Annotated in this window: 23 protein-coding genes and 1 pseudogene; 12 read left to right on the forward strand and 12 right to left on the reverse strand. The window is 73.9% G+C overall.

Translation table 11 applies throughout. The features are described from left to right. Positions 1-126: 126 nt before the first annotated feature. A complete protein-coding gene (locus tag ACFXPX_RS02490; RefSeq protein ID WP_380592744.1) occupies positions 127-1,104 on the reverse strand; it encodes a DUF4349 domain-containing protein in 978 nt (325 codons plus the stop codon). A gap of 219 nt (positions 1,105-1,323) precedes the next feature. Here ACFXPX_RS02490 and ACFXPX_RS02495 point away from each other — a divergent pair, with 219 nt between their 5' ends. Genes ACFXPX_RS02495 through hemQ form a run of 3 tightly spaced genes read left to right on the forward strand, consistent with a single transcriptional unit; the run spans position 1,324 to position 4,113 of the window. Further along, positions 1,324-1,914 carry a Uma2 family endonuclease gene (locus tag ACFXPX_RS02495; RefSeq protein ID WP_380524210.1) on the forward strand — a complete coding sequence of 197 codons (591 nt, stop codon included), beginning with the start codon at positions 1,324-1,326 and terminating at the stop codon, positions 1,912-1,914. Between the two features lie 34 nt (positions 1,915-1,948). Continuing rightward, a complete protein-coding gene (hemG, locus tag ACFXPX_RS02500; protein ID WP_380639310.1) occupies positions 1,949-3,391 on the forward strand; it encodes a protoporphyrinogen oxidase in 1,443 nt (480 codons plus the stop codon). Continuing rightward, positions 3,388-4,113 carry a hydrogen peroxide-dependent heme synthase gene (hemQ, locus tag ACFXPX_RS02505; protein WP_375888299.1) on the forward strand — a complete coding sequence of 242 codons (726 nt, stop codon included), beginning with the start codon at positions 3,388-3,390 and terminating at the stop codon, positions 4,111-4,113. The genes hemG and hemQ overlap by 4 nt, the downstream gene beginning before the upstream one ends. 63 nt (positions 4,114-4,176) lie before the next feature. Here hemQ and ACFXPX_RS02510 read toward each other — a convergent pair whose 3' ends face one another. The 4 genes and pseudogenes from ACFXPX_RS02510 to ACFXPX_RS02525 all read right to left on the reverse strand — a co-directional run bounded on the left by ACFXPX_RS02510 (position 4,177) and on the right by ACFXPX_RS02525 (position 8,072). Beyond that, positions 4,177-4,731 (reverse strand): hypothetical protein, encoded by a 555-nt coding sequence (locus ACFXPX_RS02510; protein WP_380639312.1) that lies wholly within the window; start codon positions 4,729-4,731, stop codon positions 4,177-4,179. 44 nt (positions 4,732-4,775) lie between these two features. Then, complete coding sequence (locus ACFXPX_RS02515; protein WP_380524203.1) at positions 4,776-5,558, reverse strand: TIGR04222 domain-containing membrane protein; 783 nt, start codon at positions 5,556-5,558, stop codon at positions 4,776-4,778. Positions 5,559-5,627: 69 nt separating this feature from the next. Then, positions 5,628-6,695: a TIGR04222 domain-containing membrane protein gene (locus tag ACFXPX_RS02520; protein WP_380639314.1), complete on the reverse strand. Its 1,068-nt coding sequence runs from the start codon at positions 6,693-6,695 to the stop codon at positions 5,628-5,630. A gap of 28 nt (positions 6,696-6,723) precedes the next feature. After that, positions 6,724-8,072: pseudogene (locus tag ACFXPX_RS02525) on the reverse strand (DUF692 domain-containing protein). Positions 8,073-8,339: 267 nt separating this feature from the next. Here ACFXPX_RS02525 and ACFXPX_RS02530 point away from each other — a divergent pair. From ACFXPX_RS02530 to ACFXPX_RS02545, 4 genes are all read left to right on the forward strand, one after another. Further along, positions 8,340-9,266, forward strand: a complete 927-nt coding sequence (locus ACFXPX_RS02530) for a GNAT family N-acetyltransferase (RefSeq protein WP_380639316.1) — start codon at positions 8,340-8,342, stop codon at positions 9,264-9,266. A gap of 115 nt (positions 9,267-9,381) precedes the next feature. Further along, positions 9,382-10,185 carry a hypothetical protein gene (locus ACFXPX_RS02535; protein WP_375888311.1) on the forward strand — a complete coding sequence of 268 codons (804 nt, stop codon included), beginning with the start codon at positions 9,382-9,384 and terminating at the stop codon, positions 10,183-10,185. Between the two features lie 121 nt (positions 10,186-10,306). After that, positions 10,307-11,317, forward strand: a complete 1,011-nt coding sequence (locus ACFXPX_RS02540; protein ID WP_380639318.1) for an MBL fold metallo-hydrolase — start codon at positions 10,307-10,309, stop codon at positions 11,315-11,317. A 189-nt stretch (positions 11,318-11,506) separates the two neighbouring features. After that, entirely contained in the window at positions 11,507-13,264 is a 1,758-nt protein-coding gene (locus ACFXPX_RS02545) for an ATP-binding protein (RefSeq protein ID WP_380524194.1), read from the forward strand. Here the strand turns inward: ACFXPX_RS02545 and ACFXPX_RS02550 are convergent. After that, a complete protein-coding gene (locus ACFXPX_RS02550; protein ID WP_380639320.1) occupies positions 13,178-14,533 on the reverse strand; it encodes an RNA-guided endonuclease InsQ/TnpB family protein in 1,356 nt (451 codons plus the stop codon). The genes ACFXPX_RS02545 and ACFXPX_RS02550 overlap by 87 nt on opposite strands. Positions 14,534-14,665: 132 nt before the next feature. On the opposite strand from ACFXPX_RS02550, the gene ACFXPX_RS02555 reads away from it, so the two are divergent. From ACFXPX_RS02555 to ACFXPX_RS02565, 3 genes are all read left to right on the forward strand, one after another. Next, entirely contained in the window at positions 14,666-15,112 is a 447-nt protein-coding gene (locus ACFXPX_RS02555) for a roadblock/LC7 domain-containing protein (protein ID WP_375888317.1), read from the forward strand. Next, positions 15,109-15,462, forward strand: coding sequence for a DUF742 domain-containing protein (locus tag ACFXPX_RS02560; protein WP_375888319.1), 354 nt, complete (start codon positions 15,109-15,111; stop codon positions 15,460-15,462). The genes ACFXPX_RS02555 and ACFXPX_RS02560 overlap by 4 nt, the downstream gene beginning before the upstream one ends. 88 nt (positions 15,463-15,550) lie before the next feature. Further along, positions 15,551-16,117 carry an ATP/GTP-binding protein gene (locus ACFXPX_RS02565; protein WP_375888485.1) on the forward strand — a complete coding sequence of 189 codons (567 nt, stop codon included), beginning with the start codon at positions 15,551-15,553 and terminating at the stop codon, positions 16,115-16,117. 292 nt (positions 16,118-16,409) lie between these two features. Here the strand turns inward: ACFXPX_RS02565 and ACFXPX_RS02570 are convergent, their stop codons facing one another. From ACFXPX_RS02570 to ACFXPX_RS02595, 6 genes are all read right to left on the reverse strand, one after another. After that, positions 16,410-16,688, reverse strand: a complete 279-nt coding sequence (locus ACFXPX_RS02570; RefSeq protein ID WP_380639322.1) for a hypothetical protein — start codon at positions 16,686-16,688, stop codon at positions 16,410-16,412. A gap of 345 nt (positions 16,689-17,033) precedes the next feature. After that, positions 17,034-17,219 (reverse strand): hypothetical protein, encoded by a 186-nt coding sequence (locus ACFXPX_RS02575; RefSeq protein WP_380639324.1) that lies wholly within the window; start codon positions 17,217-17,219, stop codon positions 17,034-17,036. A gap of 148 nt (positions 17,220-17,367) precedes the next feature. After that, on the reverse strand, positions 17,368-17,778 hold the full coding sequence (msrB, locus tag ACFXPX_RS02580; protein WP_375888324.1) for a peptide-methionine (R)-S-oxide reductase MsrB: 411 nt from the start codon (positions 17,776-17,778) through the stop codon (positions 17,368-17,370). 22 nt (positions 17,779-17,800) lie between these two features. Further along, positions 17,801-19,189: a UDP-N-acetylmuramate--L-alanine ligase gene (murC, locus tag ACFXPX_RS02585; RefSeq protein ID WP_380639423.1), complete on the reverse strand. Its 1,389-nt coding sequence runs from the start codon at positions 19,187-19,189 to the stop codon at positions 17,801-17,803. A gap of 124 nt (positions 19,190-19,313) precedes the next feature. Then, a complete protein-coding gene (locus ACFXPX_RS02590; RefSeq protein WP_380524189.1) occupies positions 19,314-19,775 on the reverse strand; it encodes an indole-3-glycerol phosphate synthase in 462 nt (153 codons plus the stop codon). Between the two features lie 51 nt (positions 19,776-19,826). After that, positions 19,827-20,618 carry a pyrimidine reductase family protein gene (locus ACFXPX_RS02595; protein ID WP_375888332.1) on the reverse strand — a complete coding sequence of 264 codons (792 nt, stop codon included), beginning with the start codon at positions 20,616-20,618 and terminating at the stop codon, positions 19,827-19,829. Between the two features lie 121 nt (positions 20,619-20,739). Between ACFXPX_RS02595 and zapE the strand changes: the two genes are divergently transcribed. Further along, positions 20,740-21,789, forward strand: a complete 1,050-nt coding sequence (gene zapE, locus ACFXPX_RS02600; RefSeq protein WP_380639425.1) for a cell division protein ZapE — start codon at positions 20,740-20,742, stop codon at positions 21,787-21,789. Between the two features lie 67 nt (positions 21,790-21,856). Then, the gene (uvrB, locus tag ACFXPX_RS02605; RefSeq protein WP_380524186.1) at positions 21,857-23,947 is read left to right on the forward strand and encodes an excinuclease ABC subunit UvrB; all 2,091 of its coding nucleotides are present in this window, start codon (positions 21,857-21,859) and stop codon (positions 23,945-23,947) included. Positions 23,948-23,961 lie beyond the last annotated feature (14 nt).

The following is a 23,961-nucleotide window of genomic DNA, read 5'->3' on the forward strand; positions in this document are numbered from 1 at the left end:
CCCCGGCCGCTGCGGCAGAGCGCCCGCCGGGGCCCCGCGGGGCCGCCGCCGCGGGGGCGGGCGCGGGCGGGCGGCGGCCGCCCGGGGGGGGGGGCCGCTGGGTGTGGGGGCCCCCGCCGCCGTGCGTCATTCCCCGGAAGCCCCGGGGTGCTCGGGCTCCTCGGGGTGCTCGGGCTCCTCGGGCCGGACGACCGGCCGTGCGCGGGTCCGGCGCCAGTACCGGTAGAGCAGCGCCCCCGGGACCCCGAGCACCAGCAGGAACGGCGCCACCGCGGCCAGCGCCACCACCAGCGCGGTCCCGATCGCGACCAGCACGTGCCAGCCGCCGCCCAGCGCCGAACCCACCGATTCGCCGAAGCCCTTCCCCCCGGCCGCCGTCGGCGTCGGGGTCGGCGTGGGGGCCACCGCCTCCCGGTGGACGTCCAGGGTGACGGTCGAGTACGAGGTCCGGGCGGCCAGCTCCTTCTGCTGCTTCTGCAAGGACTCCAGGTCCGCCTCCCGGCGGCTCAACTCGCCCTCCAGCGAGGTGATGTCGCTCAGCGTCTTGGCCTGGGCCATCAGCGCCCGCACCCGGTCCACGCTCGCCTGCTGGGTCTGCACCCGGCTCGCCACGTCCGCGACCTGCTGGGTCAGGTCGTCCGCCTGGCTCTTGCGCGAGACCACCCGGCCCAGGGCGGCCAGCTGGTCCAGGGTCTGCTGGTAGGCGGCGGACGGGATCCGCAGCGTCAACTGGCCGTACTCGTCCGCACCGCCGCCGTTGACCGACTCGCCGCCCACGTAACCGCCCGACGCGGTCGTCAACTCCCGCGCCCTGCCCAGGACCTGCCCGACGTCCTTGGTGGTCAGCGAGAGCTGCGCGGTGTACGAGATCAGCCGGGCGTCCGCGGCCGGAGTGACCCCGGCGGCCGCCGGCGCCCCGGAGGGCTGCCCGCCCGCCGGGGCGGGAGCGGCCGGCGCGGCCGCCCCACCGGCCGCCTTCGCCGGCGCTCCCGCCGAGTCGTTCCGCCCCGATTCCCCGCCGCCGCTCGCACTGCAACCCCCGGCCAGCAGCACCGCGGCGGCCACCGCCACCACCGGCACCCCGGCCCTCGCCCGTCGTCCCATTCCCCGGCCCCTCCCCAAGTCCGCTGGCATTTCCTGCCATTGGACGCAAGAGCCTGCCCGACGGACCCGCCCGGCAGATCGCAGGTCCATCACAGCTCGGCCCCGGGACGGACACGACCCACCGGAGTGCTCCATCCCGCAGGTTCGCCATGACCGGCTCTGTGGCACACGGCTTGTGTGGCCCGCAGGCAGCGCCGCAGAACTCGCTATCTTGGAGTTATGAGCGAGCTGCCGGACTGGATGTACGCGCCCAGAGTCGAGGGTTGGATCGCTGACGACCTCGACCACCTGCCGCAGGCGCCGCGGCACACCGAGCTGATCGACGGAGCCCTGGTCTTCATGATGTCCCCGCAGCGCACTTGGCACAGTTGGGTCGTATCGGGCCTGAACGCGGCGCTGGAAGGCCTCGTGCCGGATGGATTGTGGCCGGAGCGCGAGATCACGATCAAGCTCGACCGCACCAACCGCCCGGAACCAGATGTGATGGTCGTGAGCGCCGAGCCCGACCCCACTCGCACGTGGTACGAGCCGACCGAGGTGGTACTGGTCGTTGAGGTGGTCTCTCCGGAGTCCGCCCAACGCGACCGCGAGGTCAAGTTCCGGAAGTACGCCAAGGCCGGAATTCGGCACTATTGGATCGTCGAGGAGGAGGACGGTCTGCCGGTCGTGCACGTCTACGAGCTGGATCCAGCGGCAAGTGCCTACGCGCCGGCCGGGATCTTCCGGGGCAAGCTGGAGCGGCCGGTGCCGTTCCCGACCGTCATCGATCTCGACAGGTTCGTGTCCCGGCGGAAGCGTGCAGCGGATTGAGGCATCCGTGTAAAGACCTGCGAGACTGCGAGGCATGTCGGATGCACAGGTCGTCGTCGTCGGTGGTGGGATCGCGGGGCTGGCTGCGGCCGCCTTCCTGAGCGGGGCGGCCGGGGGGCCGGCGCGGGCGCGGGTGACACTGCTGGAGGCGTCGGGGCGGGTCGGCGGGAAGTTGTGGGGCGGCGAGGTCGGCGGGGTCCGGGTTGACCTCGGGGCCGAGTCGGTGCTGGCGCGGCGGCCGGAGGCCGTGGAGCTGGCCCGGGCCGTCGGGCTGGGGGCGGAGCTGGAGCCGCCGACCGGCGCCAAGGCGGCGATCTGGACCAGGGGCGCGCTGCGGCCGCTGCCGGGCGGGCAGGTGATGGGCGTCCCGGGCGACCTGGAGGCGCTGGCCGCCTCCGGGGTGCTGAGCGCCGAGGGGCTGGAGCGGGCCCGGCACGAGCGGGCCGGCGAGGTCGGGGCGGACGTCGCGATCGGCCGCTACGTCGCCGACCGGCTCGGCCAGGAGGTGGTGGACCGGCTGGTGGAGCCGCTGCTGGGCGGCGTCTACGCCGGTCGCGCCGAGGAGATCTCGCTGCGCGCCGCCGTGCCGCAGCTGCTGCCGATCGCCCGGAGCGGCGGCTCGCTGGTCGAGGGGGTGCACGCGCTGGCGTCCCGGCCGCAGGTGGTCGGCACCCCGGTGTTCCAGGGGCTGCGCGGCGGCCTCGGCACCCTGCCGGGGGCGGTGGCCGCGGCCTGTGTGAAGGCGGGCGTGGACCTGCGCACCGACACCCCGGTGGAGGAGCTGCGCCGCACCCCCGAGGGCTGGCGGGTGGTGGCCGGCGGCGAGGTGCTGACCGCCGACGCCGTGGTGCTGGCCGTCCCGGCGCCGGCCGCGGCCCGGCTGCTGCGGGCGGACGCCCCGGCGGCGGCCGCCGAGCTGGACGCCGTCGAGTACGCGGGCATGGCCCTGGTGACCCTGGCGTTCCGCCGCGCCGACCTGCCCGAGCCGCCGGCCGGCAGCGGCTTCCTGGTACCGCCGGTGGACGGCCGTCGGATCAAGGCCTCGACCTTCTCCTCCAACAAGTGGGGCTGGCTGCAGCGTTCCGCCCCGGACGCCTTCCTGCTGCGCACCTCGCTGGGCCGCCACCGCGAGGACGAGGTGCTGGAGCTGCCGGACGAGGAGCTGGTGGCCCGCTCGCTGGCGGACCTGGCGGAGGCGGTCGGCCTGACCGCCCGGCCGTACGACACCGTCGTGTCGCGTTTCACGGCGGGCCTGCCGCAGTACCCGGTGGGCCATCCGGACCGGGTGGCCCGGGTGCGGGCGTCGGTGCGGGCGGTGGGCGGCCTGGCGCTGTGCGGCGCCGCGTACGACGGGGTGGGGATCCCGGCCTGCATCGCTTCGGCGGCCGCCGCCGCGGCGGCCGTCGGTGAGCACATCGACGAACGGTTGACCCCGACGACCGGGGACGGTTCCACGGAGAGGACAATGGGCGCATGACTGAGAGCGTTGAGCGGGAGCCCGAGCAGCGGCCCGAGAAGAAGAAGGCGCGCGACCTGAACCAGGTCATCCGCTACACCATGTGGTCGGTGTTCAAGCTCAAGGGCGCCCTGCCCGAGGACCGCACCGCCCTCGCCGCCGAGGTGGACGAGCTGTTCGCGCAGCTGGACGCCAAGGACGTGACGATCCGCGGCACCTACGACGTCTCCGGGCTGCGCGCGGACGCCGACCTGATGGTCTGGTGGCACGCCGAGGACTCGGACGACCTCCAGGAGGCGTACAACCGCTTCCGCCGCACCGGCCTGGGCCGCCAGCTGGAGCCGGTCTGGTCGAACATGGCCCTGCACCGCCCGGCCGAGTTCAACAAGTCGCACATCCCGGCCTTCCTGGCCGACGAGCGCCCGCGCGACTACGTCTGCGTCTACCCGTTCGTCCGCTCCTACGAGTGGTACCTGCTGCCGGACGCCGAGCGGCGCGCGATGCTCGCCGAGCACGGCCAGATGGCCCGCGGCTACCCGGACGTGCGGGCCAACACGGTGGCCTCGTTCGCGCTCGGCGACTACGAGTGGCTGCTCGCCTTCGAGGCGGACGAGCTGCACCGGATCGTCGACCTGATGCGCGACCTGCGTCCCTCCCGGGCCCGGCTGCACGTCCGCGAGGAGGTGCCGTTCTTCACCGGCCGCCGCAAGCCGGTGAGCGAGCTGCTGAACGGCCTGGCCTGACCCGCGTCGCACCGGAGGCCGGCTCCCCCCCCGCTGGGGTGGGAGCCGGCCTCCGGCCGTTCGTCAGGGGCGCGGCCCCGCGAACTCCCGCAGGACGGCGTTGTAGCGGGTGCCGAGGTCGACCCGGGTGACGTCGGAGAAGCGGAACTTCATCGGCTCCGGGCGCCAGCGCGCCTCGGGGTCGACCTCGTGCAGCCGCAGCGAGGCGGGGCGCACGGCGGTGACGGCGCCGACCCAGCAGGAGTCCGGGGCGTTCCGCTCGGTGTGCAGCGCGATCAGGCCGTACTCCGCACAGGCGGTGGCGAGCAGCCCCGGCAGGTCGTCCAGCGGCAGTTCGGCGCCCGGCGGCCGGACGGGCCACCGGCCCCGGCGGCGCAGCACCCGCACGGTCAGGGTGTCGGGGCCGCCGAGGTCGCGGACCTTGCGCAGGTCGGTGGTGCGCACGGCCGTCCAGCCGTCGAGGTGGTGGTCGGTGCACGCGGCGAGCAGCGTCCAGACCGGGCCGGTGCCGAGGACGAAGCCCTCCAGCTCGTCCGCTCCGGGGATCGAGCGGCGCAGCCGGACCGGCCGGCCTTCGCGGTGGGCGCGGTCGAGCGCGGCGCGGTGGTGGTCGTCCATGGGGCGGAGTCTGCCCCGGTCAGGGCCGTCGGCGCAGCCGGTTTTCAGCCGCGGTGCGGGCGCAGGGCGGCGCGCAGCCGGGCGTCGGGGAGCACGGCGGGGCCGTTCATGGCGACGGCGGTGAGCAGTTCGCGCTCCTCGTCGTCGGCGAGGCCGTGCTGGCGGGCCGGGCGGACCTCGCGCAGCACCTCCTGGCCGATCGGGGAGGCCCAGCGGGTGTACGGGTAGACGTCGACCCGGGCCATCAGCAGGGTGCCCGCGGTGAGCACCAGCGGCAGCGAGAACCAGGCGATCGGGGCGAGGGTGTCACCGCCGGTGAAGCCGCTGAGCGAGACCGCGGCGGCGAGCAGCACCACCGTCAGCAGCATCGCGTGCCGGACCTGGCGCACCACCACCACGGTGTTGCGCTGGACCAGGGCCGGGGTGGCCAGGCCGGCCAGCGCCAGCCGGGCGCCGATCTCCAGCACGGTGGGGTGCTCGCCCATCGCCCGGCGCAGCTCGTCGGTGCGGCACTGGCCCTCGGGGCCGACGGTGGCGACGACCGCCCGTTCCAGCCGGCTGCGGCCCCTGGGGTCGACCACGGTGGTCCAGCCGGTGTGGGCGAGGTGCAGGCGGCCGCGGCCGGCCATCAGGACGAGGGCGAGCTCCACCACCCGGTCCGGGCCGCCGGCCAGGTAGGCCGTCTCGTACAGTCCGATGCCGACGGCTTCCGGCGGGCGCCGCCCGTCCTGGTCGGCGAGGGCATCGGCGGTGGCGGTCATCCGCACCAGCCGGAGGCAGGACAGCACCGCCGCGACACAGGCCGGTATCAGGAACAGCAACCACATGGGCTTGTTCTATGCCTGGGGCCCCGGCGTGGGGAACGGCTTCCCGGGGCGCGATACCGAACTGTGACGTCAGGAGCCGCCGCAGCTGCTCCCGCAACTGGACGAGGAGCCGCAGCTGGAGGACGAACCGCAGCTCGACGAGGAGCCGCAGCTGGAGTGCGAGGAGCCGCCGCACGAGGAGTGGTGGTGGGTGGAGCCGGAGTCGGAGGAGCCGCAGGAGGCGGTGGAGGCGGCGCCGCAGGAGGACCCGCCGCAGGAGGACCCGCCGGACGAGGAGGTACCGGACGAGGATCCGCCCGAGGAGAAGAAGGAGGAGGACGAGGCCGCCTGGGCCTGTCGTACCGCCTCGTCCTCGGCCGCCGCGGCCAGCATCGCGGCCTCCAGCTCCTGGTCGTCCAGCGCGGCCGCGGCCAGTCCGCCGAGGGCGACCGCGCCCAGCATCGCGCCGCCCGTCAGCCGGGGGGAGACGCCGGAGCCGGGCGTCCACGGGGTGCTGCCCTGCATCAGCGCGAGCTGGCGGTGCCCGGCCGGGGTGACCCGGCCGTCGGCGGGGAGGGTGGCGAGCAGGGCGACGGCGCCGAGGAGCAGCAAGAGGCCCGGGTACCAGAGGTTGGGCCGGTCGTGGAGGGCGTCGTTGTCGTCCAGCAGCAGGGCGAGCCCGGCGAAGACCACGACGTCGAGCATCGCCAGCCAGAGCAGCCGCCGTGCGACGCGGGCCCGGTGCAGCCGTTCCGGGCGGCGCATCAGGCCGCGGTCGGCGAGCCGGTCGCCGATCTCCTGGACGGCGGCGGAGCGCATCACCGTGCGGCGCAGGGTGCCGAGTTCCAGGCTGCCGGTCGAGCCGACGGCGTCGTGCACGGCCTGGTCGACCGCGTCGTACGGGCGGGCGCCGGTGAGGGTGACCAGTCCGGTGCGGTTGATCACGACCTGTTCGCCGAGGTGCATCCGGACCAGCGCGGTGTCGAAGACCCGGCCCGGGCCGCCTGCCAGGAAGGCGGTGTCCAGCAGCGGCAGGCCGCGGCCGGGCAGGCCCTGCGGGTGGGGCACGTGGCGGACCCGCTGCCTGGCCTGGGAGGCGTACAGCGCGGCCGCGACCAGCAGGAGGGCCGGGATCAGGAAGTAGCTGTTGTGCCACATGGGCGGTTCCCCCGATTGAGACGTCGGATCAGTGGCCGCGCAGGGCCCGGCGCAGCCTGGCGAGCGGGCCGGGCGGCGGTTGGGGCGCCGGGTGGAGCCACTGCTCCAGGGCGCGGCGGTGGTCGGCGGCGGACGGGCCGCCGTCGGTGAGCACCCACGCGGCGAAGGCCCGGGCGTCGGCGTGGTAGCCGCCGGTCTGCGGGTGGGTGCGGGCGTAGGCGAGGAAGAGCGGCCCGTACCGTGCCCCGAGCAGGCGGGGCAGGTCGGGGGCGACCTTCGCGGTGGTGTCGCGCCGCTTGGCGGCGAGGCCGGTGGACTGGGCGCGGACCTGGTCCGGGTCGAAGCCCGGCGGGACGGGCCCGCCGGCCACCAGGGCGGCCAGCAGTTCCGTCTGGCGCCGGGCCAGGAGCTCCCGGGGGGTGCCGGTCGCGTCCTCGGCGCCGGCGCCCTCCTTCGGCTCGACGGGGTTCAGGTCGGGCGTCATCGGGTGCTCCCCTCCAGCACCCGACGGATGGCGTCCAGTTCACCGGCCAGTTCGGAGGGCGGCGGGAAGTCGGCGTCCCGTTCCAGCAGGACGCCGGGCGGTTCGACCCGCGCGCAGAGTTCGGCCAGGACCTCCAGCACCGGTTCGGTGACGGGGTGGGCATGGGTGTCGTGCCACACGCCGTCGACCAGGGTGCCGCCGGCGACGTGCACGTAGGCGAGCGCCTCCAGCGGCAGGCGGTCGAGCTCGGCGGCCGGGTCGGTGCCGAGGTTGACCCGGTTGGTGTGCAGGTTGGCCACGTCGATCAGCAGTCGGACGCCGGTCCGCGCGACGAGTTCGGCGAGGAACTCGCCCTCGGTGAACTCGTCGTCGGGCCAGGCGAGTTGGGCGGCGATGTTCTCCAGGGCGAGCGGCACCGGCAGCTGGTCCTGGGCGATCCGGACGTTCTCGGCGATCACCCGCAGGGAGTCCCGGGTGCGCGGGACGGGCAGCAGGTGGCCGGCCTCCAGGCCGCCGGCCCGGACGAAGGCCAGGTGCTCGGTGACCAGGGGCGAGCCGAGCGCGAGGGCCGTTCCGGCGAGCCTGCCGAGCCGGCCGGGGTCGGGCCGGTCGGCGCCGCCGAGGCCGAGGCCGACGCCGTGCGGGACGACGGTGACGCCGCGTTCGCGCAGGACGGTGAGCGAGGTGGGCAGGTGGTCGGCGCAGACGTTCTCGGCGACCACCTCGACCCAGTCCAGGCCGGGCTGGCGCTCGACCACGGTGTCGATCTCGCTGCGCCAGCCGAGGCCGACGCCGAGCCGGGGCGCGGTGGTGGCCGTCGCGGTGGTCTCCGTCGTGGCGGTGTCCACTGTGGAGGCGGTGGAGCCGGGCAGGTCCAGGGCAGGGGAGGTCATCGGTTCGCCCCCTTCGGAGGGCTGGGTGGGGAGGCCGTCGGGCGGTGCGGGCGTCGTCGCCAGGACCGCGCGGCCGTGTTGCTGAGGATGTCCCCGGGCGGGGTGGCTGCCAAGCCTCACCCGGTCTTCTCAGAGCATTATTTGAGCCTTGCCGTTCAGGTGCGCGAGGATTCCGGCCCGGCGTCCGGGGCGGATCCGCGGACGGACGGCCCGGTGGCGGGGAAATTCGGAGGCGGCGGCGGACGGGCGCGGATAGCGTGCGCATCGATGACTGAGACCGAACTGACGATCCGAGACTTCCGCCCCGCCGACGCCGAGGCGGTGACCGCCGCCCACCGGGCCGGCCGCGAACACCTGGTGATGAGCGCCGAGGCGCTGCTCTGGATGAACTCCCGGACGAATCCCGAGGAGCGCTTCCGCACCTTCGTCGCCGAACTGGACGGCCGGGTGGTCGGCGCGGTGCGCTGCGGACTGGTGCTCGGGACGACGACCACCGGCGTCGGCTACGCCAACGGCAGCGTGCTGCCCGGGTTCCGGCGGCGCGGCGCGGCCACCGCGCTGCTGGCCGCGGCCGAACGGCACCTGAGCGCCCACGGGGTGGCCGAACTGCACACCTGGCTGGACGACGAGCCCGCCGCCCTGGCCTTCGGTGCCGCCCGGGGCTACGAGCCGGGGCGCGAAGCCCACTTCGGCGGGCGGGACCTGGCCCTCCCGCTGCCACAGGCACCGGTGCGGCCGGCCGGCGTCGAGCTGCGCCCGGCCACCGACTGGGCGGACGATCCGCGCCCGCTGTTCCTGGTGGAGGCGGACGCGATCCGGGACGAGCCCGGCGAGGTGGTGATGGACGCCCTGGACTACGAGGAGTGGCTGCGGGGCGACTGGGCCCGGCCGGACCTCGACCTCGGGCTGACGGTGGTCGCCGTGGTGGACGGCGAGCCGGCGGCCTTCACCATGGCGCAGACCGACGGTATGGGCCGCTACTGGTCCGCGTTCACCGCCTGCCGCCGGGAGTTCCGCGGCCGCGGGCTGGCCAAGCTGGCCAAGCTGGAGTCGCTGCGGCTCGCGGCGGCGGCCGGTCACCGCCGCGCGTACACCAGCAACGACGCCACCAACGCGCCGATGCTGGCGGTCAACGCCTGGCTGGGGTACGAGCGCTGCGCGGGGGAGCGGAAGGGGATCAAGCGCCTGGGGTGACCGGGGCGCGGAGATCCGGCCACCCCGATTTGCCGCGAAGGGGGTATTTCCGGCCACGGACGGGGACATGACCAGGGCGCACAGTTCGTGGTCGAGTCTTCCTCCGGGGGATCATATGGAGATCCTGCTCCAGGTGCTGATCGCATCGGTGCCGGCCGTGATCGGCTTCCTCGCGGCCCGTTCCCTCGCCCGCACCAGGCTGTTCCTGCGCTACGGCTTCCTGCGGGCGCTGCTGGCGCCGTACGGGCGGGTGCAGATCGTCATCCCGAGCCTGGAGGTGGCGGAGTTCGCCTTCACCTCGGACGGCTGCCAGTTGACCAGCCGCGGGCCGAAGAACGTGCTGTTCGTGCCGATGGCCGAGGCCAGGGCGATAGCGGAACTGACCGACCTGCTGCGGAAGGTCAACCGCAAGGCGACGATCGAGCTGGTGGTGGCGGGGGCGCAGGACCCGCGGATGCCGACCTTCTCGATCGGCGGGCCGGGCGTCAACTCGTACTCCGGTGGCGTGCTGGACACGGTGTTCCCGGACTTCGCGGTCGAGTACCCGGACGAGGCCCGTGCCCGCTGGGGCGGGATGACCTTCGAGGCGCTGTACAACCCGGCCGGGGAGCTGATCCGCGACCACGGCTTCATCTTCGTCACCCGCACGCCCCGGCAGGCGCCCTGCGTCGTGCTCTGCGGGGTGTTCGCCTTCGGTTCGGCGATGGCGGTGGAGGCCCTGACCTCGGCGAACCGGGGGTCCCCGCTGGCGGCGCTGTTCCGCTCGGGGGAGAAAGGATTCGTCGCGGTGGAGGGGCGGGTGATCGGGCTGGACACGGTGGACGTCACGGTCGAGGTCTGCCGGGTGCTGCCCACCCAGCGGTCCGACGTCCCGTCGGGTTTCCGGGGCGAGGTGTCCACCAGTCGTCCCGAGCCGTGAGACGATTGGTCTCGACCACGTGGTGCGAATCCGGACAGTGCGGGAGGGAACGGGGCACTAACTCCAGCTGTTCGTACAGCTTTTGCCCCATCCCTGACACAACATGGGCATAATCGCGCGCATGACGATCAACCGTGCGAACGTGAGCGCGATTGCCGAGGACCTGTACGTGTGGCTCCCCCCGAAGCGGGGCTGGGGCCTGGCCAACTGCGGCCTGCTGGCCTCGGAGACCACCGCGCTCTGGATCGACACCCCCTACGACCCCTCACTGGCCGGGGAGTTCCTGGCCGCCAGCCGGCGCCTGCTGCCGACCGGGGTCGACATCGACCGGGTGGTCGTCACCCACGCCAACGGCGACCACCTGTGGGGCGCCGGAGTGCTCCCCGACGCCGAGGTGATCGCGACCCGCGAGGCGCTGGAGCACATCCACTGGGAGCCCACCCCCCAGCAGCAGCACGCCCTGCTCACCAACAGCGACCCGGACTCCCCGCTCGGCGGCTACCTCCGCGAGCACTTCGGGGGCTTCGACTGGTCCACCACCGAGCCGGTGCACCCGGACACCGTCTTCACCGGCGAGCTGGAGCTCACGGTCGGCCGCTACCCGGTGCAGATCACCAGCCTGCCCGCCGCCCACACCGGCGGCGACCTGATGGTCCACCTGCCGCACCAGCGCGCCGTGTTCACCGGCGACGTGATCTTCTCCTCGACCCCCGAGCAACCGGGCGACCACCCCTCGCACTGGGCCGGCCCGCTGGAGAACGTCATCGGCGCCTGCGAACGGGCCCTGGACACCGGCGCGGAGATCTTCGTCCCCGGCCACGGCCCGGTGCTCGACCGCGAGGGCGTCCAGGAGCACATCGGCTACCTGGCGTACGTCCGCGAGCGCGCCCACACCCTGCACGCCGCCGGGATACCCGCGCTGGACGCCGCCCGGCGGGTGATCGCCGAGCAGCGCCACCCCGAACTCGGCCTGCCCGAGCGGCTGGTGCTCACCGTCGCGGCCGAGTACCGGCACCTGGACGGCTCCGAACTGCCCGGCATCCTGGACGCCATGGCCCAGGTCGCCGTGGTGGCCCGCGAACTGGCCGAGGACTCGGCCCGGATCCCGCGCCCGCGCCCCGCCCGGAACTGACCGCCCGGAACCGACCGCCGGGGCACCGACCGCCGGGGCCCCGACCCCGGCCGGACCCCGCGCGCACCCGGCACCCGCACCCCGGCACCCGCACCACCGCACCCGCGCGCACCCCGCTCCCGAGCTCCGCCCGGAACCGAACCCCGGGCGCCGGCCCGGGCCGAGCAGCAAGGACACCCGAGGACCCCGATGACGCAGATCGCGCTGATCGCGCTGATCGTCCTGGCGCTGGCCACCACCGCGGCCGCGGTCGTGCTCGCCCGCGGCCGGGCCGCGGCCGTCCGCCGGGCGGTGGCCGCCGAGGCCGCGCTCGGCCAGGGCGCGCAGCAGGCCCGCGCCGCCGAGGCCAAACTCGCCCGCGCGGAACGCCAGCGGGACGAGGCCCAGGAGGCCGTACGGAACGCCGCCGAGCAGACCCGGCGGGCCGAGGAGCACACCCGGGCCGCCGACCAGCGGGGCGCCGCCGCCAACGCCCGGGCCAAGGAGGCGAACGCCGGCATCGGGGAGGCGAACGCCCGCGCCGCGGCCGCCGAGGCCCGGCTGGCCGCCGCGGACCGCGGCGGCGCCGCGCTGCTGGCGGAGATCGGCCACCTCGCCCAGGAGCGGGTCGCCGCCACGGCCGTCCGGCTGACCCACACCAACGCCCCGACGGTCGGCCCGCTGGACCCGCAGGCCGTCGGCCCCGAGGGCGTCCGGGCCCTGCAGTCCGTCCTGGACGCCACCACCGCGGCCCTCGCCGACGAGCGCGAGCGGGTCGACGCCGCCGCCCGGGCCGCCATGCGCGGCGCCACCTCCCGGATCCAGACCCTGCTCTACCAGATCCAGAGCCTGGTCCAGCAGCTCCAGCACGACAACGACGACCCCCGGCTGCTGGAGGTCGACTTCCGCAACGAGGTCGCGCTGCGCCGGATCCAGACCGTCGCCGTGCTCTGCGAGGCCTGGCCGGGCCTGGCCCGGACCGACTCCCCGCTCGCCGAGGTCGTCGTCGGCGCGCTCTCCCGGGTGCCCGGCTACGCCCGGATCAAGGTCGCCAACCACCTGCGCGAGCAGCGGCTGGCCGTGGTCGCCCGGGCCGCCGAGCCGATCGCCATCGCCATCGCCGAACTGCTCGCCAACGCCACCGCCTACTCCCACCCGGAGACCGACGTCCCGGTCACCGTCCAGCAGGGCGGCCGCGGCGCACTGGTGATCGTCGACGACAGCGGCATCGGCATGGACGAGGACCAGCTGCGCCGGGCCCGCCGACTGCTGGCCGGCCCGTCGGACGTGCTGCTCACCGAGCTGGGCAACCCGCCCAAGACCGGCTTCGCGGTGGTCGGCAAGCTGGCCCGCCAGTACGGCTTCACCTGCCACATCGAGCCCTCGCCGTACGGCGGCATGCGGACCCTCCTGCGCATCCCGGCCGCGCTGGTGACCACGGTGGACGACGAGCAGCCGCTGTCCGTGCTCACCCCGCTGCCGCTGCGGGCCGGCAGCGGCCCGGCACCGGCGCCCACCGTCGCGGCCGTCCCGCCGATGCGCGACGCCGACGAGCAGGCCCCGCCGGTGCTCGCCGACCGCCACAACCAGCCCGGCCCGCACCCGGCGCCGGCCATCCACGTGGTCCCCGACCCGGACACCGCCGCCACCCCCGACGGGGACGGCAGCGGCCTGCCCAGCCGACGGCGGCGGCGTCCGCGCACCGGCGAGGAACCGGGGGCGGCGCCCGGCGCACCGTCCGCCGGGACGGCGGGAGGGCCGGGGGAGCAGCCCGCACCGTACGTCCGCACCCCCGAGCGGGCCGCCGCCCACTGGCAGGCCCTGCAGCGCGGCACCGACTCCGGCCGGGCCGCGGCGGCACAGGCCGCCCCGGGCAGCGCCTCACCCGAAGACAGCGCGATCACCCGGAACGGCGTCGCCGGTGGCGACACCACCGGTCCGACAGACATAGAAGGAGTCGAGCATTGACATCCTCCCCGGCTGAGGCCGGGAGATTCCGGCCGCACCTGCTGCGCGGGGCTCCTGCCCCGTACGGCCGGCGTTCCGGCGGGTTCCCCGTTCGACGGGCCGTGCCCGGCGTGGGATCGCCACGTCGGGTCTCACCGGCCCTCCGGGGGCGTTTAGCCTGTCCGCCTGCCCGGCGGCCAGGATGTTGCGAGCGGCGTTGAGGTCACGGTCATGCAGCACACCACATGCGCGGCAGGACCACGCGCGGATCGCGAGGGGCTTGGGACCGTCACGGTGCCCACACTCCGAGCAGAGCTGAGAGGACGGGAACGTGCGGTGCACGATCCCGACCGTGCGCCCGCGCCGTGCGGCTTTCTCTTCGAGCAGTCGGCGGAAGGTGGCCCATCCGGCATCGTGGACGGATTTGGCCAGGCGGCCTCGGGCGAGGCCGTGTACGTTCAGATCCTCCAGGTACACCGCTTGGGTTTCGCGGATGATCCTGGTGGTCTGTTTGTGCAGCCAGTCCCTGCGGGTGTCGGCCACCTTGGCGTGTGCCTTGGCGACCTTGCGGCGGGCCTTGGCCCGGTTCTTCGACCCCTTGGCCTTACGGGACAGCTCCCGCTGCGCGGCCTTCAACCGCTTCTCGGCCTTACGCAGGAAGCGCGGATTGTCGATCACGCTGCCGTCGGAGAGCACGGCATAGGTGGTCAGCCCGAGGTCGATGCCGAGCTCGGCATCGACCTCGGGCAGGTGGCACGGCTCCACGTCCACGACGAAGCTCGCGTGGTAGCGCCCAGCCGGGTCCAGCACGATCGTCACCGACGACGGGTCGGCGGGCAGCGCCCGCGACCACTTCACCCGCACATCGCCGATCTTCGCCAGGTTCAGCTTCCCGTTGGACCGGACGCGGAAGCCGTTGCGGGTGAACCGCAGCGACTGCCGGGCGTCACGCTTCGACTTGAACCGAGGCAGGCCGACCGGTCGGCCCTCCCGCTTGCGGGCCACCGAGTCGAAGAAGTTCCGGTAGGCCGTGTCCAGATCCCGGAGGGACTGGATCAACGGATCCACGCCCACCGAGGCGAGCCACGCCCGCTCCGGAGTCTTCTTCGCCGCTGTGATGACCTGCTTCTGCAAGTCCGTGGCCTTCGGGTACGGCAGGCCGTCCTTCCAGGCGTCCCTCCGTGTCGCGAGGGCGTCGTTGTACACCACCCGCGCGCACCCGAACGTCCGTGCCAGAGCCACGCGCTGACTCGCTGTCGGATAGGCGCGATAGGAGTACCTCAGATGCACACGATCAACCTAGCCGGAGCCACCGACAACGGCTCCTACCCACATGCCTTGAGCCCGCACGCCGCTGTGCGGCAGGGCGGAACGGCCCCCATTTCCCCCGGCCGACGCCGGGAGCACCCTGGGAGTACAAAAGTGAGCAGCTCGCCCAGCCCGACCGCCACCGAAGAGATCTCCTGGGTGCTGAACCCGCTGCTGGAGCTCCCGGGGGTGCTGCACGCGGTGGTCGCCACCGGTGACGGCCTCGTCGAGGCCGCCTCCGACGGCCTCGGCCGGGCCTCCGCCGAGCGGGTCGCCGCGATGACCGCCACCGTGCACGCCGCGGCCCGCGCCTTCACCACCGCCTTCACCGACGTCGAGCGGCCGCGGCTGGCCCAGACCGTGGTGGAGTCCGACCTCGGCTACGCCATCGTGGTCCCCGCCGGGGAGAACACCTCGCTCGCCGTGTTCACCGCCCCGGACGCCCAACTCGGCAACGTGGCCTACCAGATGCAGCTCCAGGTCGCCGCCCTCGGCCGGGCCCTGGCCAGCCCGCCCCGGCAGCAGGAGGCCGGCGCGCAGGGCACCCCGACCGGGTCATGAGCGCCGTCCCCCGCAGGCGGATGGTGCCCGCCTACCTGGCCACCGGCGGCCGCAGCCGCCCCGGCACCGACGGCTTCGAGCGGCTGACCGTCCTGTTCGCGGACCGCGCCGAACCGCCCGGCGACCTCGACCCCGAGCACCGCCGGCTCTGGGAGCTGCTGCGCCCCGGCGCGCTGACCGTGGTGGAGGCCGCCGCGCACCTGCGCCTGCCGGTCAGCGCCACCGTCTTCCTGGCGGCCGACCTGGTCGAGGCGGGCTGCCTGCGCGCCCGCGCGCCGATCCCGCGCGCCCAGCAGACCGACCGCTCCATCGTCGAGAGGCTCCTCGTTGGACTCCGTGCGCTCCGGTGACCCCGGCAGCGGCCCCGGCCCCGGCCAGGACCTCCCGGCCGCAGGGCCGAGCCGGGTGGGCTACCTGCCCGACCGGGACCAGCTGCTGATGAAACTGGTGGTCGCCGGCCCGTTCGGGGTCGGCAAGACCACGCTCATCCGCACCCTCTCCGAGATCGCCACCCTGCACACCGAGGAGGCGATGACCGAGACCGGGCGGCCGGTGGACGACCTGGCGGGCCTGCCGGAGAAGACCACCACCACCGTCGCGGTGGACTTCGGCCGGCTCACCCTGCCCGGCAACACGGTGCTCTACATGTTCGGGACCCCCGGCCAGCGCCGCTTCTTCCCGCTCTGGCAGGACATCGCCCGCGGCGCCCTGGGCGCGCTGGTGCTCGCCGACACCCGCCGACTGGCCGACTCCTTCGAGATCATGGACATGGTCGAGGAGCAGGGCCTGCCGTACGCCGTCGCCGTCAACACCTTCCCGGACTCCCCGGAGCACCCGCCCGAGGTGCTGCGCGCCCACCTGGACCTGCACGCCGCGACCCCGCTGCTGCTGTGCGACGCGCGCGAGCGCGGCAGCAGCCTCGACGCGCTGATCGCCCTGGCCGAGCACGTCCTGGAGACCCTGCCCGCCACCGCCACCGCCACCGATCCCCAGGAACGCCCGTGACCGTCGAGACCCGACCGACCCCGATCTACGGCCCGGTCTTCGCCGCCGACCCCCAGCTGGTGTACGAGCGGCTGCGCCGCCACGGCGCCGTCGCCCCGGTCGAGATCGCCCCCGGCGTCGAGGCCCTGCTGGTCACCGACTACCAGGCCGCCCTGGACCTGCTGCGCGACACCGACACCTTCTCCAAGGACTCCCGCGCCTGGCAGGCGACCGTCCCGCCGGACTCCCCGCTGCTGCCGGTGCTCGGCTACCGCCCCACCGCGCTGTTCAGCGACGGCGCGACGCACGCCCGCTACCGCGCGGTGATCACCGACGGCCTGGCCCTGCTCGAACCGCACCGGTTGCAGCGCCAGGTCGCCGAGGTGGCCCACCAGCTGATCGACCGCTTCGCCGCCGTCGGCAGCGCCGACCTGATCGCCGAGTACGCCCGCCAGCTGCCCGCCTTCGTGCTGACCACCGGGTTCGGCGTGCCGGAGGAGGAGCACGCCGAGGTGGTGGCCGCGATCACCGGGCTGATCGAGTCGGGCGCCCGGGCCGGTGCCGCGTACGGCAAGCTCGTCGCGGTGGTCACCGCGATGGTCGCCGAGCGCCGCGAACGCCCCCGGCACGACCTGGCCTCCTGGTTCGTCACCCACCCGGTCGGGCTGGACGACGACGAGGTGATCCGGCAGATCACCCTGACCATGATCGCCGGGCACGAGCCGACCACCAACCTGATCGGCAACGCCCTGCTGCGGCTGCTCACCGACGCCCGCTACGCCGGCTCGCTGTTCGGCGGCGCGATGACCGCCCACCAGGCGATCGACGAAGTGCTGTGGCACGAGCCGCCGATGGCCAACCTCTCGGCCCACTACCCGCGGTACGACATCACCTTCCACGGGCGCGAGATCGCGGCCGGCTCGCTGGTGCTGGTCTCCTACGCGGCCGCCAACTCCCAGGCGGCGCCGGCCACCGACGGCACCGAGCTGCGCAGCGGGGAGAGCGCCCACCTGGCCTGGGCGGCCGGCCCGCACGCCTGCCCGGCCCGGGACCCGGCCCTGCTGATCGCGATCACCGCCATCGAGCAGCTGACCAGTCGGCTCAGCGACCTCGAACTGGCCACCCCGGCAGGTGAGTTGCTCTGGCGCCGGGCGCCGTCCCCCCCCCCCGGGCGCCCCCTGCGGGCCCGCTGCGCCCCGGGGGCGGTATCGCCGGCGGGACCGCGCCGAGGCCCCGCCCGCCGGAGCGTGCGGGGCCCTCGGCGCCGGCGGTCAGCTCTCCTCGACCGGCCGCAGGGTCAGCGAGATGCTGTTGATGCAGTACCGCTGGTCCGTCGGCGTGCCGTAGCCCTCGCCCTCGAAGACGTGCCCCAGGTGCCCGCCGCACTTGGCGCAGCGCACCTCGACCCGGCGCATGCCGAGCGAGGTGTCCTCGATGTACTCGACCCGGTCCCCGGCCAGCGGCGCGTAGTACGAGGGCCAGCCGCAGTGGCTGTCGAACTTGGTCTCGGAGCTGAACAGCTCCGTCCCGCAGGCCCGGCAGGCGTACACGCCGACCGTCCTGGTGTCGGTGTACTCGCCGACGAAGGGCCGCTCGGTGCCCGCCTCGCGGAGCACGTGGTACTCCTCGGGGCTGAGCTGGGCGCGCCACTCGGCCTCGGACTTCTGGATCTCGTAGCTCATCACGACTCCCGCTCGGCGTACGTCAGACGTTGGAAGCAACGTTCGCGAGGTGCTTGAGAATTTCGGGCCCCAGGTTGGTGACGTCGCCGGCGCCCATGGTGAGCAGCAGGTCGCCCGGGCGGGCCAGGCCGGCCAGCAGGGCGGGGGCGGCGGCGAAGTCGTGCTCGGGGGTGACGTCGGCGCCGGCCCGGCGGGCGGCGTCGAGGATCAGCTCGCTGGTGACCCCGGGGATCGGGTCCTCGCGGGCCGGGTAGATGTCCAGCACCACCGAGGCGTCGGCCAGCGCCAGCGCCCGGCCCATCTCCTCGGCGAGCTGCTGGGTGCGGCTGAACAGGTGCGGCTGGAAGACCACCAGGACGCGGCCGTCGCCCTCCAGGCCCTCCCGGATCGCCTCCAGGTCGGCGGTCATCTCGGTCGGGTGGTGGGCGTAGGAGTCGATCACCTGGACGCTGGCCGCCTCGCCCTTGAGCTGGAGCCGGCGGCGCACGCCGGTGTAGGCGCCGAGCGCCTTGGCGAGGTCGGCGGCCGGGACGCCCAGCGCGACGCCGGCGGCCAGCGCGGCCACCGCGTTGTGGGCGTAGTGCCGACCGGGCACCGAGACGGTGAAGGTCAGCTCCTCGCCGTCCAGCAGGACGGTGACCTCGCTGGTCATGCCGTGGGCGACCACCGACAGGACGCGCAGGTCGGCGTCCTCGGCGGCACCGACGGTGACCACGTGGAGGCCCTCGCGGGCGGCCACCCGGGAGGTCAGTTCGCGGGCGCCGTCGTGGTCGGCGGAGACGACCAGGGTGCCGCCGGGGGTGATCCGGCCGACGAAGGTCTCGAAGGACTCGTAGATCTCGTCGATCGAGGCGTAGTTGGCGTGGTGGTCCAGCTCCACGTTGAGCACGATCGCCACCTCGGGCGCGTACTTGTGGAAGCTGCGGTCGCTCTCGTCGGCCTCGGCGACGAAGATCTCGCCGACGCCGTGCCGGGCGTTGGAGCCGGGCGCGTCCAGGTCGCCGCCGATCGCGTAGGACGGCTCCAGGCCCAGCTCGCCGAGGGCGACGGCGAGCATGCTGGTGGTGGTGGTCTTGCCGTGGGTGCCGGCCACCGCCAGCGCCCGGCGGCCGCCCATCAGCGCGGCCAGCGCGTCGGAGCGGTGCACCACCGGGATGCCGCGCTCGCGGGCGGCGACCAGCTCGGGGTTGTCGGCGCGGATCGCGCTGGAGACCACGATGCTGCTGGCGCCGTCCGGCACGTGCTCGGCGGCGTGGCCGACGTGCACGGTGGCGCCGAGGGCGCGCAGCGCGAGGACGGTCTCGGACTCCTTGGAGTCACTGCCGGAGACGCTGGCACCGCGCACCGCGAGGATCTTCGCCAGGCCGGACATCCCGGCGCCGCCGATGCCGATGAAGTGCGGGGCGTGCAGGTCGTGCGCGGCGTCGTTCAAGGCGTGGCTCCGTACGGGCGGGATCTGGTGGGCAGGCGGCCGGGGTGCGAATCGTCCTCGCGGGCGGACCGCAAGGACGATTCTGCACCACCGGCGGGCGGAGTCAGGAGTCGCTGGCGAAGAGCCTGAGCACCGGCACCCCCACCTTGTGGCGGGCCTGGGAGGCCCAGTCGCGGTGGAAGAACTCCTCCACGAAGTGCGGCGAGGTGAGCACCACCACCTCGTCCGCCTCCTGTTCGCGGACCACGGCGCGCAGCCGGTCCAGCGGTTTCTCCTCGACCAGCTCGCCGACCGCCTCGGCCCCGGCACGGCGCAGGTGGCGCAGGCTGTGCTCCAGCGATTCGCCGGCCACGGTCGGGCCGCCCGCGGACTCGTCGTGCTCGTGCACCACCTTGTCGAGGTGGCCGAGGGCGACGTCGTCGAGCGCCCGCAGCAACTCGTCCTGCTTGCCGCGCGGCTGCATCAGGACGACGAAGGACACCTTCTCGTCGCTGTGGAGCGTGGTGACGAGCTCCACGTCCGCGTCCGAGAGCGCCTTTTCGATCATCAGTACCGTCTTGAACACGTGAGTCCCTTCCAGTGGCCGGCCCCCGGGCCCCGGCATCGCATAACGGGATCACGATCGGGGGGTCACGGGGTCATCCGAACCCAGGTGACGCAGGTAGCGGGTGAAGAGGAATCCTTTCTGCTCGATCAATGAGACCAGCCGCATCCGCTGCACGTCCGGCATTTCCGCATCGCGGACGATGCGCGGCGCGTCGCCGCCGGTGACCAGCGGGGCCAGCGACAGGCACAGCTCGTCCAGCAGTCCCGCCGCCGCCAGCTGCCCCAGCAGGCGGGGGCCGCCCTCGGTCAGCAGCCGCGTCCAGCCCCGCTCCACCAGGGCCGCCACGCCCGCCCGCAGGTCCACCGAGCCCTGCCCGGCGAGCACCAGGTCGGCCACCCCGGCGACCGCCCGGCGGCGCTCCTGCGGGGCGTCCTCGACGGTGATCACCACCGTCCTGACCAGCGGTTCCGTGAACAGCGGCGCGGTGAGGTCGAGGTCCAGCGAGCGGCTCACGATCGCGATCGCCGGGGCCGGGGACTGCCCCGCCGCGGCCCGCGCGGCCGCGAAGTCCGCCCGGGCCCGGGCCGGCCGGTAGCCCTCCGCCCGGACCGTCTCGGCGCCCACCAGCACCACGTCCGACAGCGCCCGCAGCACACCGAAGATCCGCTTGTCGGCGTCCCCGGAGAGGCCCTCGGAGAGGCCGTCGAGCCGCGCACCGCCGTCCAGCCCCGCCACCATGTTGGCCCGCAGCCACGGGCGCCCCCGATTCACCTGGTCGGGGTACGCGTAGACGGCGGCGAGCGATTCCAGGTCGGACGGATCGGCGACCGGAGCGCCCAGCGGGCTGATCAACTGTTGCATGTCCCCAGTCTTCCACCGCGGGGCCGGCCGGGGCCGGGAGCGGGTTCGGAGGGCGCGGGCACCAGGCGTACCCTCTACTAACGTGCCCGCAGCCTCCCGCCCCGCCCCCGCGACCGAGTCGATAGCCGCCGAGAGCCCGGCCGGCGCCCCGATCGCACTCACCGAACGCCGCCCCGTCGTGCCCGCCGAGCGGCTGGTCGCCGAGATGGTCCCGCCGCCCCGGTTCGCCGACGTGAGCTTCGGGACGTACATCCCGGACCCGAACCAGCCCAGCCAGTACGAGGCCGTCCAGGTCCTGGAGCAGTTCGCGGCCACCCTCGGAGGGGGAAACGGTTCCGCGCCCAAGCGCAGCTGGTTCCGCCGCTCCGCCCCCGCGCCCACCGGCCCGGCCGGGGTCTACCTCGACGGCGGCTACGGCGTCGGCAAGACCCACCTGCTCGCCTCGCTCTGGCACGCCGCCCCCGGCCCCAAGGCCTTCGGCACCTTCGTCGAGCTGACCAACCTGGTCGGCGCGCTCGGCTTCCAGCAGGCCGTCCGGACCCTCTCCGGGCACACCCTGCTCTGCATCGACGAGTTCGAACTGGACGACCCGGGCGACACCGTGCTGGTCTCCACGCTGCTCGGCCGGCTGGTCGAGAACGGCGTCAAGCTGTGCGCCACCTCGAACACCCTGCCGGAGAAGCTCGGCGAGGGCCGCTTCGCCGCCGCCGACTTCCTGCGCGAGATCCAGGGCCTGTCCGCCCACTTCCGCCCGATGCGGATCGACGGCCAGGACTACCGCCACCGCGGCCTGCCCGACGCCCCGCCGCCGTACCCCGACGACACCGTCGAGGCCGTCGCCGCCCGCACCCCCGGGGCCTCGCTGGACGACTTCGACGCCCTGCTCGCCCACCTCTCCGCCGTCCACCCCAGCCGCTACGGCGCGCTGCTGGACGACGTCAGCGCGGTCTGCCTGCGCGGCGTGCACCAGGTCGACGACCAGTCCACCGCGCTGCGCCTGGTCGTCCTCGCCGACCGGATGTACGACCGCGAGCTGCCCGTCACCGCCTCCGGCCTGCCCTTCGACCAGGTCTTCCCGGAGGACATGCTGCGCGGCGGCTACCGCAAGAAGTACCTCCGCGCCGTCTCCCGCCTGGTCGCCCTGGCCCGCGACAGCGAGAAGCTGGGGTGAACGCCCGCCGCCCGGGCGGTTGATCGGAACGGCGTCGGTTGTCGGTGGGGCGCCGTACGGTGGAGGCGTGCGTCCCATCACGAGTATTGAGCGGTCCGTGGCGCCCTTCGAGGTCGTCAGTCCCTTCCAGCCCAACGGTGACCAGCCGGCGGCGATCGCCGACCTGGAACGGCGGATCAGGGCGGGGGAGAAGGACGTCGTCCTGCTCGGCGCCACCGGCACCGGCAAGTCGGCCACCACGGCCTGGATGATCGAGAAGCTGCAGCGCCCCACCCTGGTGATGGCGCCGAACAAGACGTTGGCCGCGCAGCTGGCGAACGAGTTCCGCGAGCTGCTGCCGAACAACGCGGTCGAGTACTTCGTCTCGTACTACGACTACTACCAGCCGGAGGCGTACGTCCCGCAGACGGACACCTACATCGAGAAGGACTCCTCGATCAACGAGGAGGTCGAGCGGCTGCGGCACTCGGCGACCAACTCGCTGCTCACCCGTCGCGACGTGATCGTGGTCGCCTCGGTCTCCTGCATCTACGGCCTCGGCACCCCGCAGGAGTACGTGGACCGGATGGTCCCGCTCAAGGTCGGCCAGGAGATCGACCGCGACGTGCTGCTGCGCCGCTTCGTCGACATCCAGTACGCCCGCAACGACGTGGCCTTCACCCGCGGCACCTTCCGGGTCCGCGGCGACACCATCGAGATCTTCCCGGTCTACGAGGAGCTCGCCGTCCGGATCGAGATGTTCGGCGACGAGATCGAGTCGCTGTACACCCTGCACCCGCTCACCGGCGAGATCATCAGCCAGGACGAGCAGATCTACGTCTTCCCCGCCTCGCACTACGTGGCCGGCCCCGAGCGGATGGAGCGGGCGGTCACCGGCATCGAGCAGGAGCTGGAGCAGACGCTCGGCAGGCTGGAGAAGCAGGGCAAGCTGCTGGAGGCCCAGCGGCTGCGCATGCGCACCACCTACGACATCGAGATGCTGCGTCAGATCGGCACCTGCTCGGGCGTCGAGAACTACTCGATGCACTTCGACGGCCGCGAGCCCGGTTCCCCGCCGAACACCCTGCTGGACTACTTCCCGGAGGACTTCCTCCTGGTCATCGACGAGTCGCACGTCACCGTCCCGCAGATCGGCGCGATGTACGAGGGCGACGCCTCGCGCAAGCGCACGCTGGTCGAGCACGGGTTCCGGCTGCCCTCGGCGATGGACAACCGCCCGCTCAAGTGGGAGGAGTTCCTGGGGCGGATCGGCCAGACGGTGTACCTGTCGGCGACGCCCGGCGCGTACGAGCTGTCGCGCGGCGACGGCCAGGTCGAGCAGATCATCCGCCCGACCGGCCTGATCGACCCCGAGGTGATCGTCAAGCCGACCGAGGGCCAGATCGACGACCTGGTGCACGAGGTCCGCAAGCGGGTCGAGAGGAACGAGCGCGTCCTGGTCACCACGCTGACCAAGAAGATGGCCGAGGACCTCACCGACTACATGCTGGGCCTGGACATCCGGGTCCGGTACCTGCACAGCGACGTGGACACCCTGCGCCGGGTGGAGCTGCTGCGCGAGCTGCGGGCGGGCCGGTACGACGTGCTGGTCGGCATCAACCTGCTGCGCGAGGGCCTGGACCTGCCCGAGGTGTCGCTGGTGGCGATCCTGGACGCGGACAAGGAGGGCTTCCTGCGCTCGGGCACCTCGCTCATCCAGACGATCGGCCGCGCGGCCCGCAACGTCTCCGGCCAGGTGCACATGTACGCGGACCGGATCACCCCGTCGATGGAGAAGGCGATCGACGAGACCAACCGGCGCCGGGCCGTGCAGCAGGCCTACAACAAGGAGCACGGGATCGACCCGCAGCCGTTGCGGAAGAAGATCGGCGACATCCTGGACACCCTCGCCCGCGAGGACGTGGACACCGACGAGCTGCTCTCCAGCGGCTACCGGGGCCAGGGCAAGGGCAAGGCCCCGGTGCCGGCGCTGGGCGCGGAGCGCAAGCCGGCCAAGTCGCTGCCGGCCGCCGAGCTGGCGGAGCTGATCCAGGAGATGACGGACCGGATGCACACGGCCGCCGCGGACCTCCAGTTCGAGGTCGCGGCGCGGCTGCGCGACGAGGTCAAGGAGTTGAAGAAGGAGCTGCGGCAGATGCGCGAGGCCGGTGTGGCCTGAGGCCCGCCGTGCGG

The sequence above is a fragment of the Kitasatospora sp. NPDC059146 genome (genome assembly GCF_042786665.1).
GTDB lineage: Bacteria > Actinomycetota > Actinomycetes > Streptomycetales > Streptomycetaceae > Kitasatospora.

Excerpts from the sequence above, each read along its gene's own strand:
- ACFXPX_RS02535 (WP_375888311.1), top strand. The coding sequence starts at position 9,382 with ATGGAGATCCTGCTCCAGGTGCTGATCGCATCGGTGCCGGCCGTGATC.
- ACFXPX_RS02510 (WP_380639312.1), bottom strand. The coding sequence starts at position 4,731 with ATGGACGACCACCACCGCGCCGCGCTCGACCGCGCCCACCGCGAAGGC.
- ACFXPX_RS02495 (WP_380524210.1), top strand. The coding sequence starts at position 1,324 with ATGAGCGAGCTGCCGGACTGGATGTACGCGCCCAGAGTCGAGGGTTGG.
- ACFXPX_RS02565 (WP_375888485.1), top strand. The coding sequence starts at position 15,551 with ATGAAACTGGTGGTCGCCGGCCCGTTCGGGGTCGGCAAGACCACGCTC.
- ACFXPX_RS02545 (WP_380524194.1), top strand. The coding sequence starts at position 11,507 with ATGACGCAGATCGCGCTGATCGCGCTGATCGTCCTGGCGCTGGCCACC.
- ACFXPX_RS02520 (WP_380639314.1), bottom strand. The coding sequence starts at position 6,695 with ATGTGGCACAACAGCTACTTCCTGATCCCGGCCCTCCTGCTGGTCGCG.
- ACFXPX_RS02540 (WP_380639318.1), top strand. The coding sequence starts at position 10,307 with ATGACGATCAACCGTGCGAACGTGAGCGCGATTGCCGAGGACCTGTAC.
- msrB (WP_375888324.1), bottom strand. The coding sequence starts at position 17,778 with ATGAGCTACGAGATCCAGAAGTCCGAGGCCGAGTGGCGCGCCCAGCTC.
- ACFXPX_RS02490 (WP_380592744.1), bottom strand. The coding sequence starts at position 1,104 with ATGGGACGACGGGCGAGGGCCGGGGTGCCGGTGGTGGCGGTGGCCGCC.
- ACFXPX_RS02530 (WP_380639316.1), top strand. The coding sequence starts at position 8,340 with ATGACTGAGACCGAACTGACGATCCGAGACTTCCGCCCCGCCGACGCC.
- ACFXPX_RS02515 (WP_380524203.1), bottom strand. The coding sequence starts at position 5,558 with ATGTGGTTGCTGTTCCTGATACCGGCCTGTGTCGCGGCGGTGCTGTCC.
- hemG (WP_380639310.1), top strand. The coding sequence starts at position 1,949 with ATGTCGGATGCACAGGTCGTCGTCGTCGGTGGTGGGATCGCGGGGCTG.
- ACFXPX_RS02560 (WP_375888319.1), top strand. The coding sequence starts at position 15,109 with ATGAGCGCCGTCCCCCGCAGGCGGATGGTGCCCGCCTACCTGGCCACC.
- ACFXPX_RS02595 (WP_375888332.1), bottom strand. The coding sequence starts at position 20,618 with ATGCAACAGTTGATCAGCCCGCTGGGCGCTCCGGTCGCCGATCCGTCC.
- hemQ (WP_375888299.1), top strand. The coding sequence starts at position 3,388 with ATGACTGAGAGCGTTGAGCGGGAGCCCGAGCAGCGGCCCGAGAAGAAG.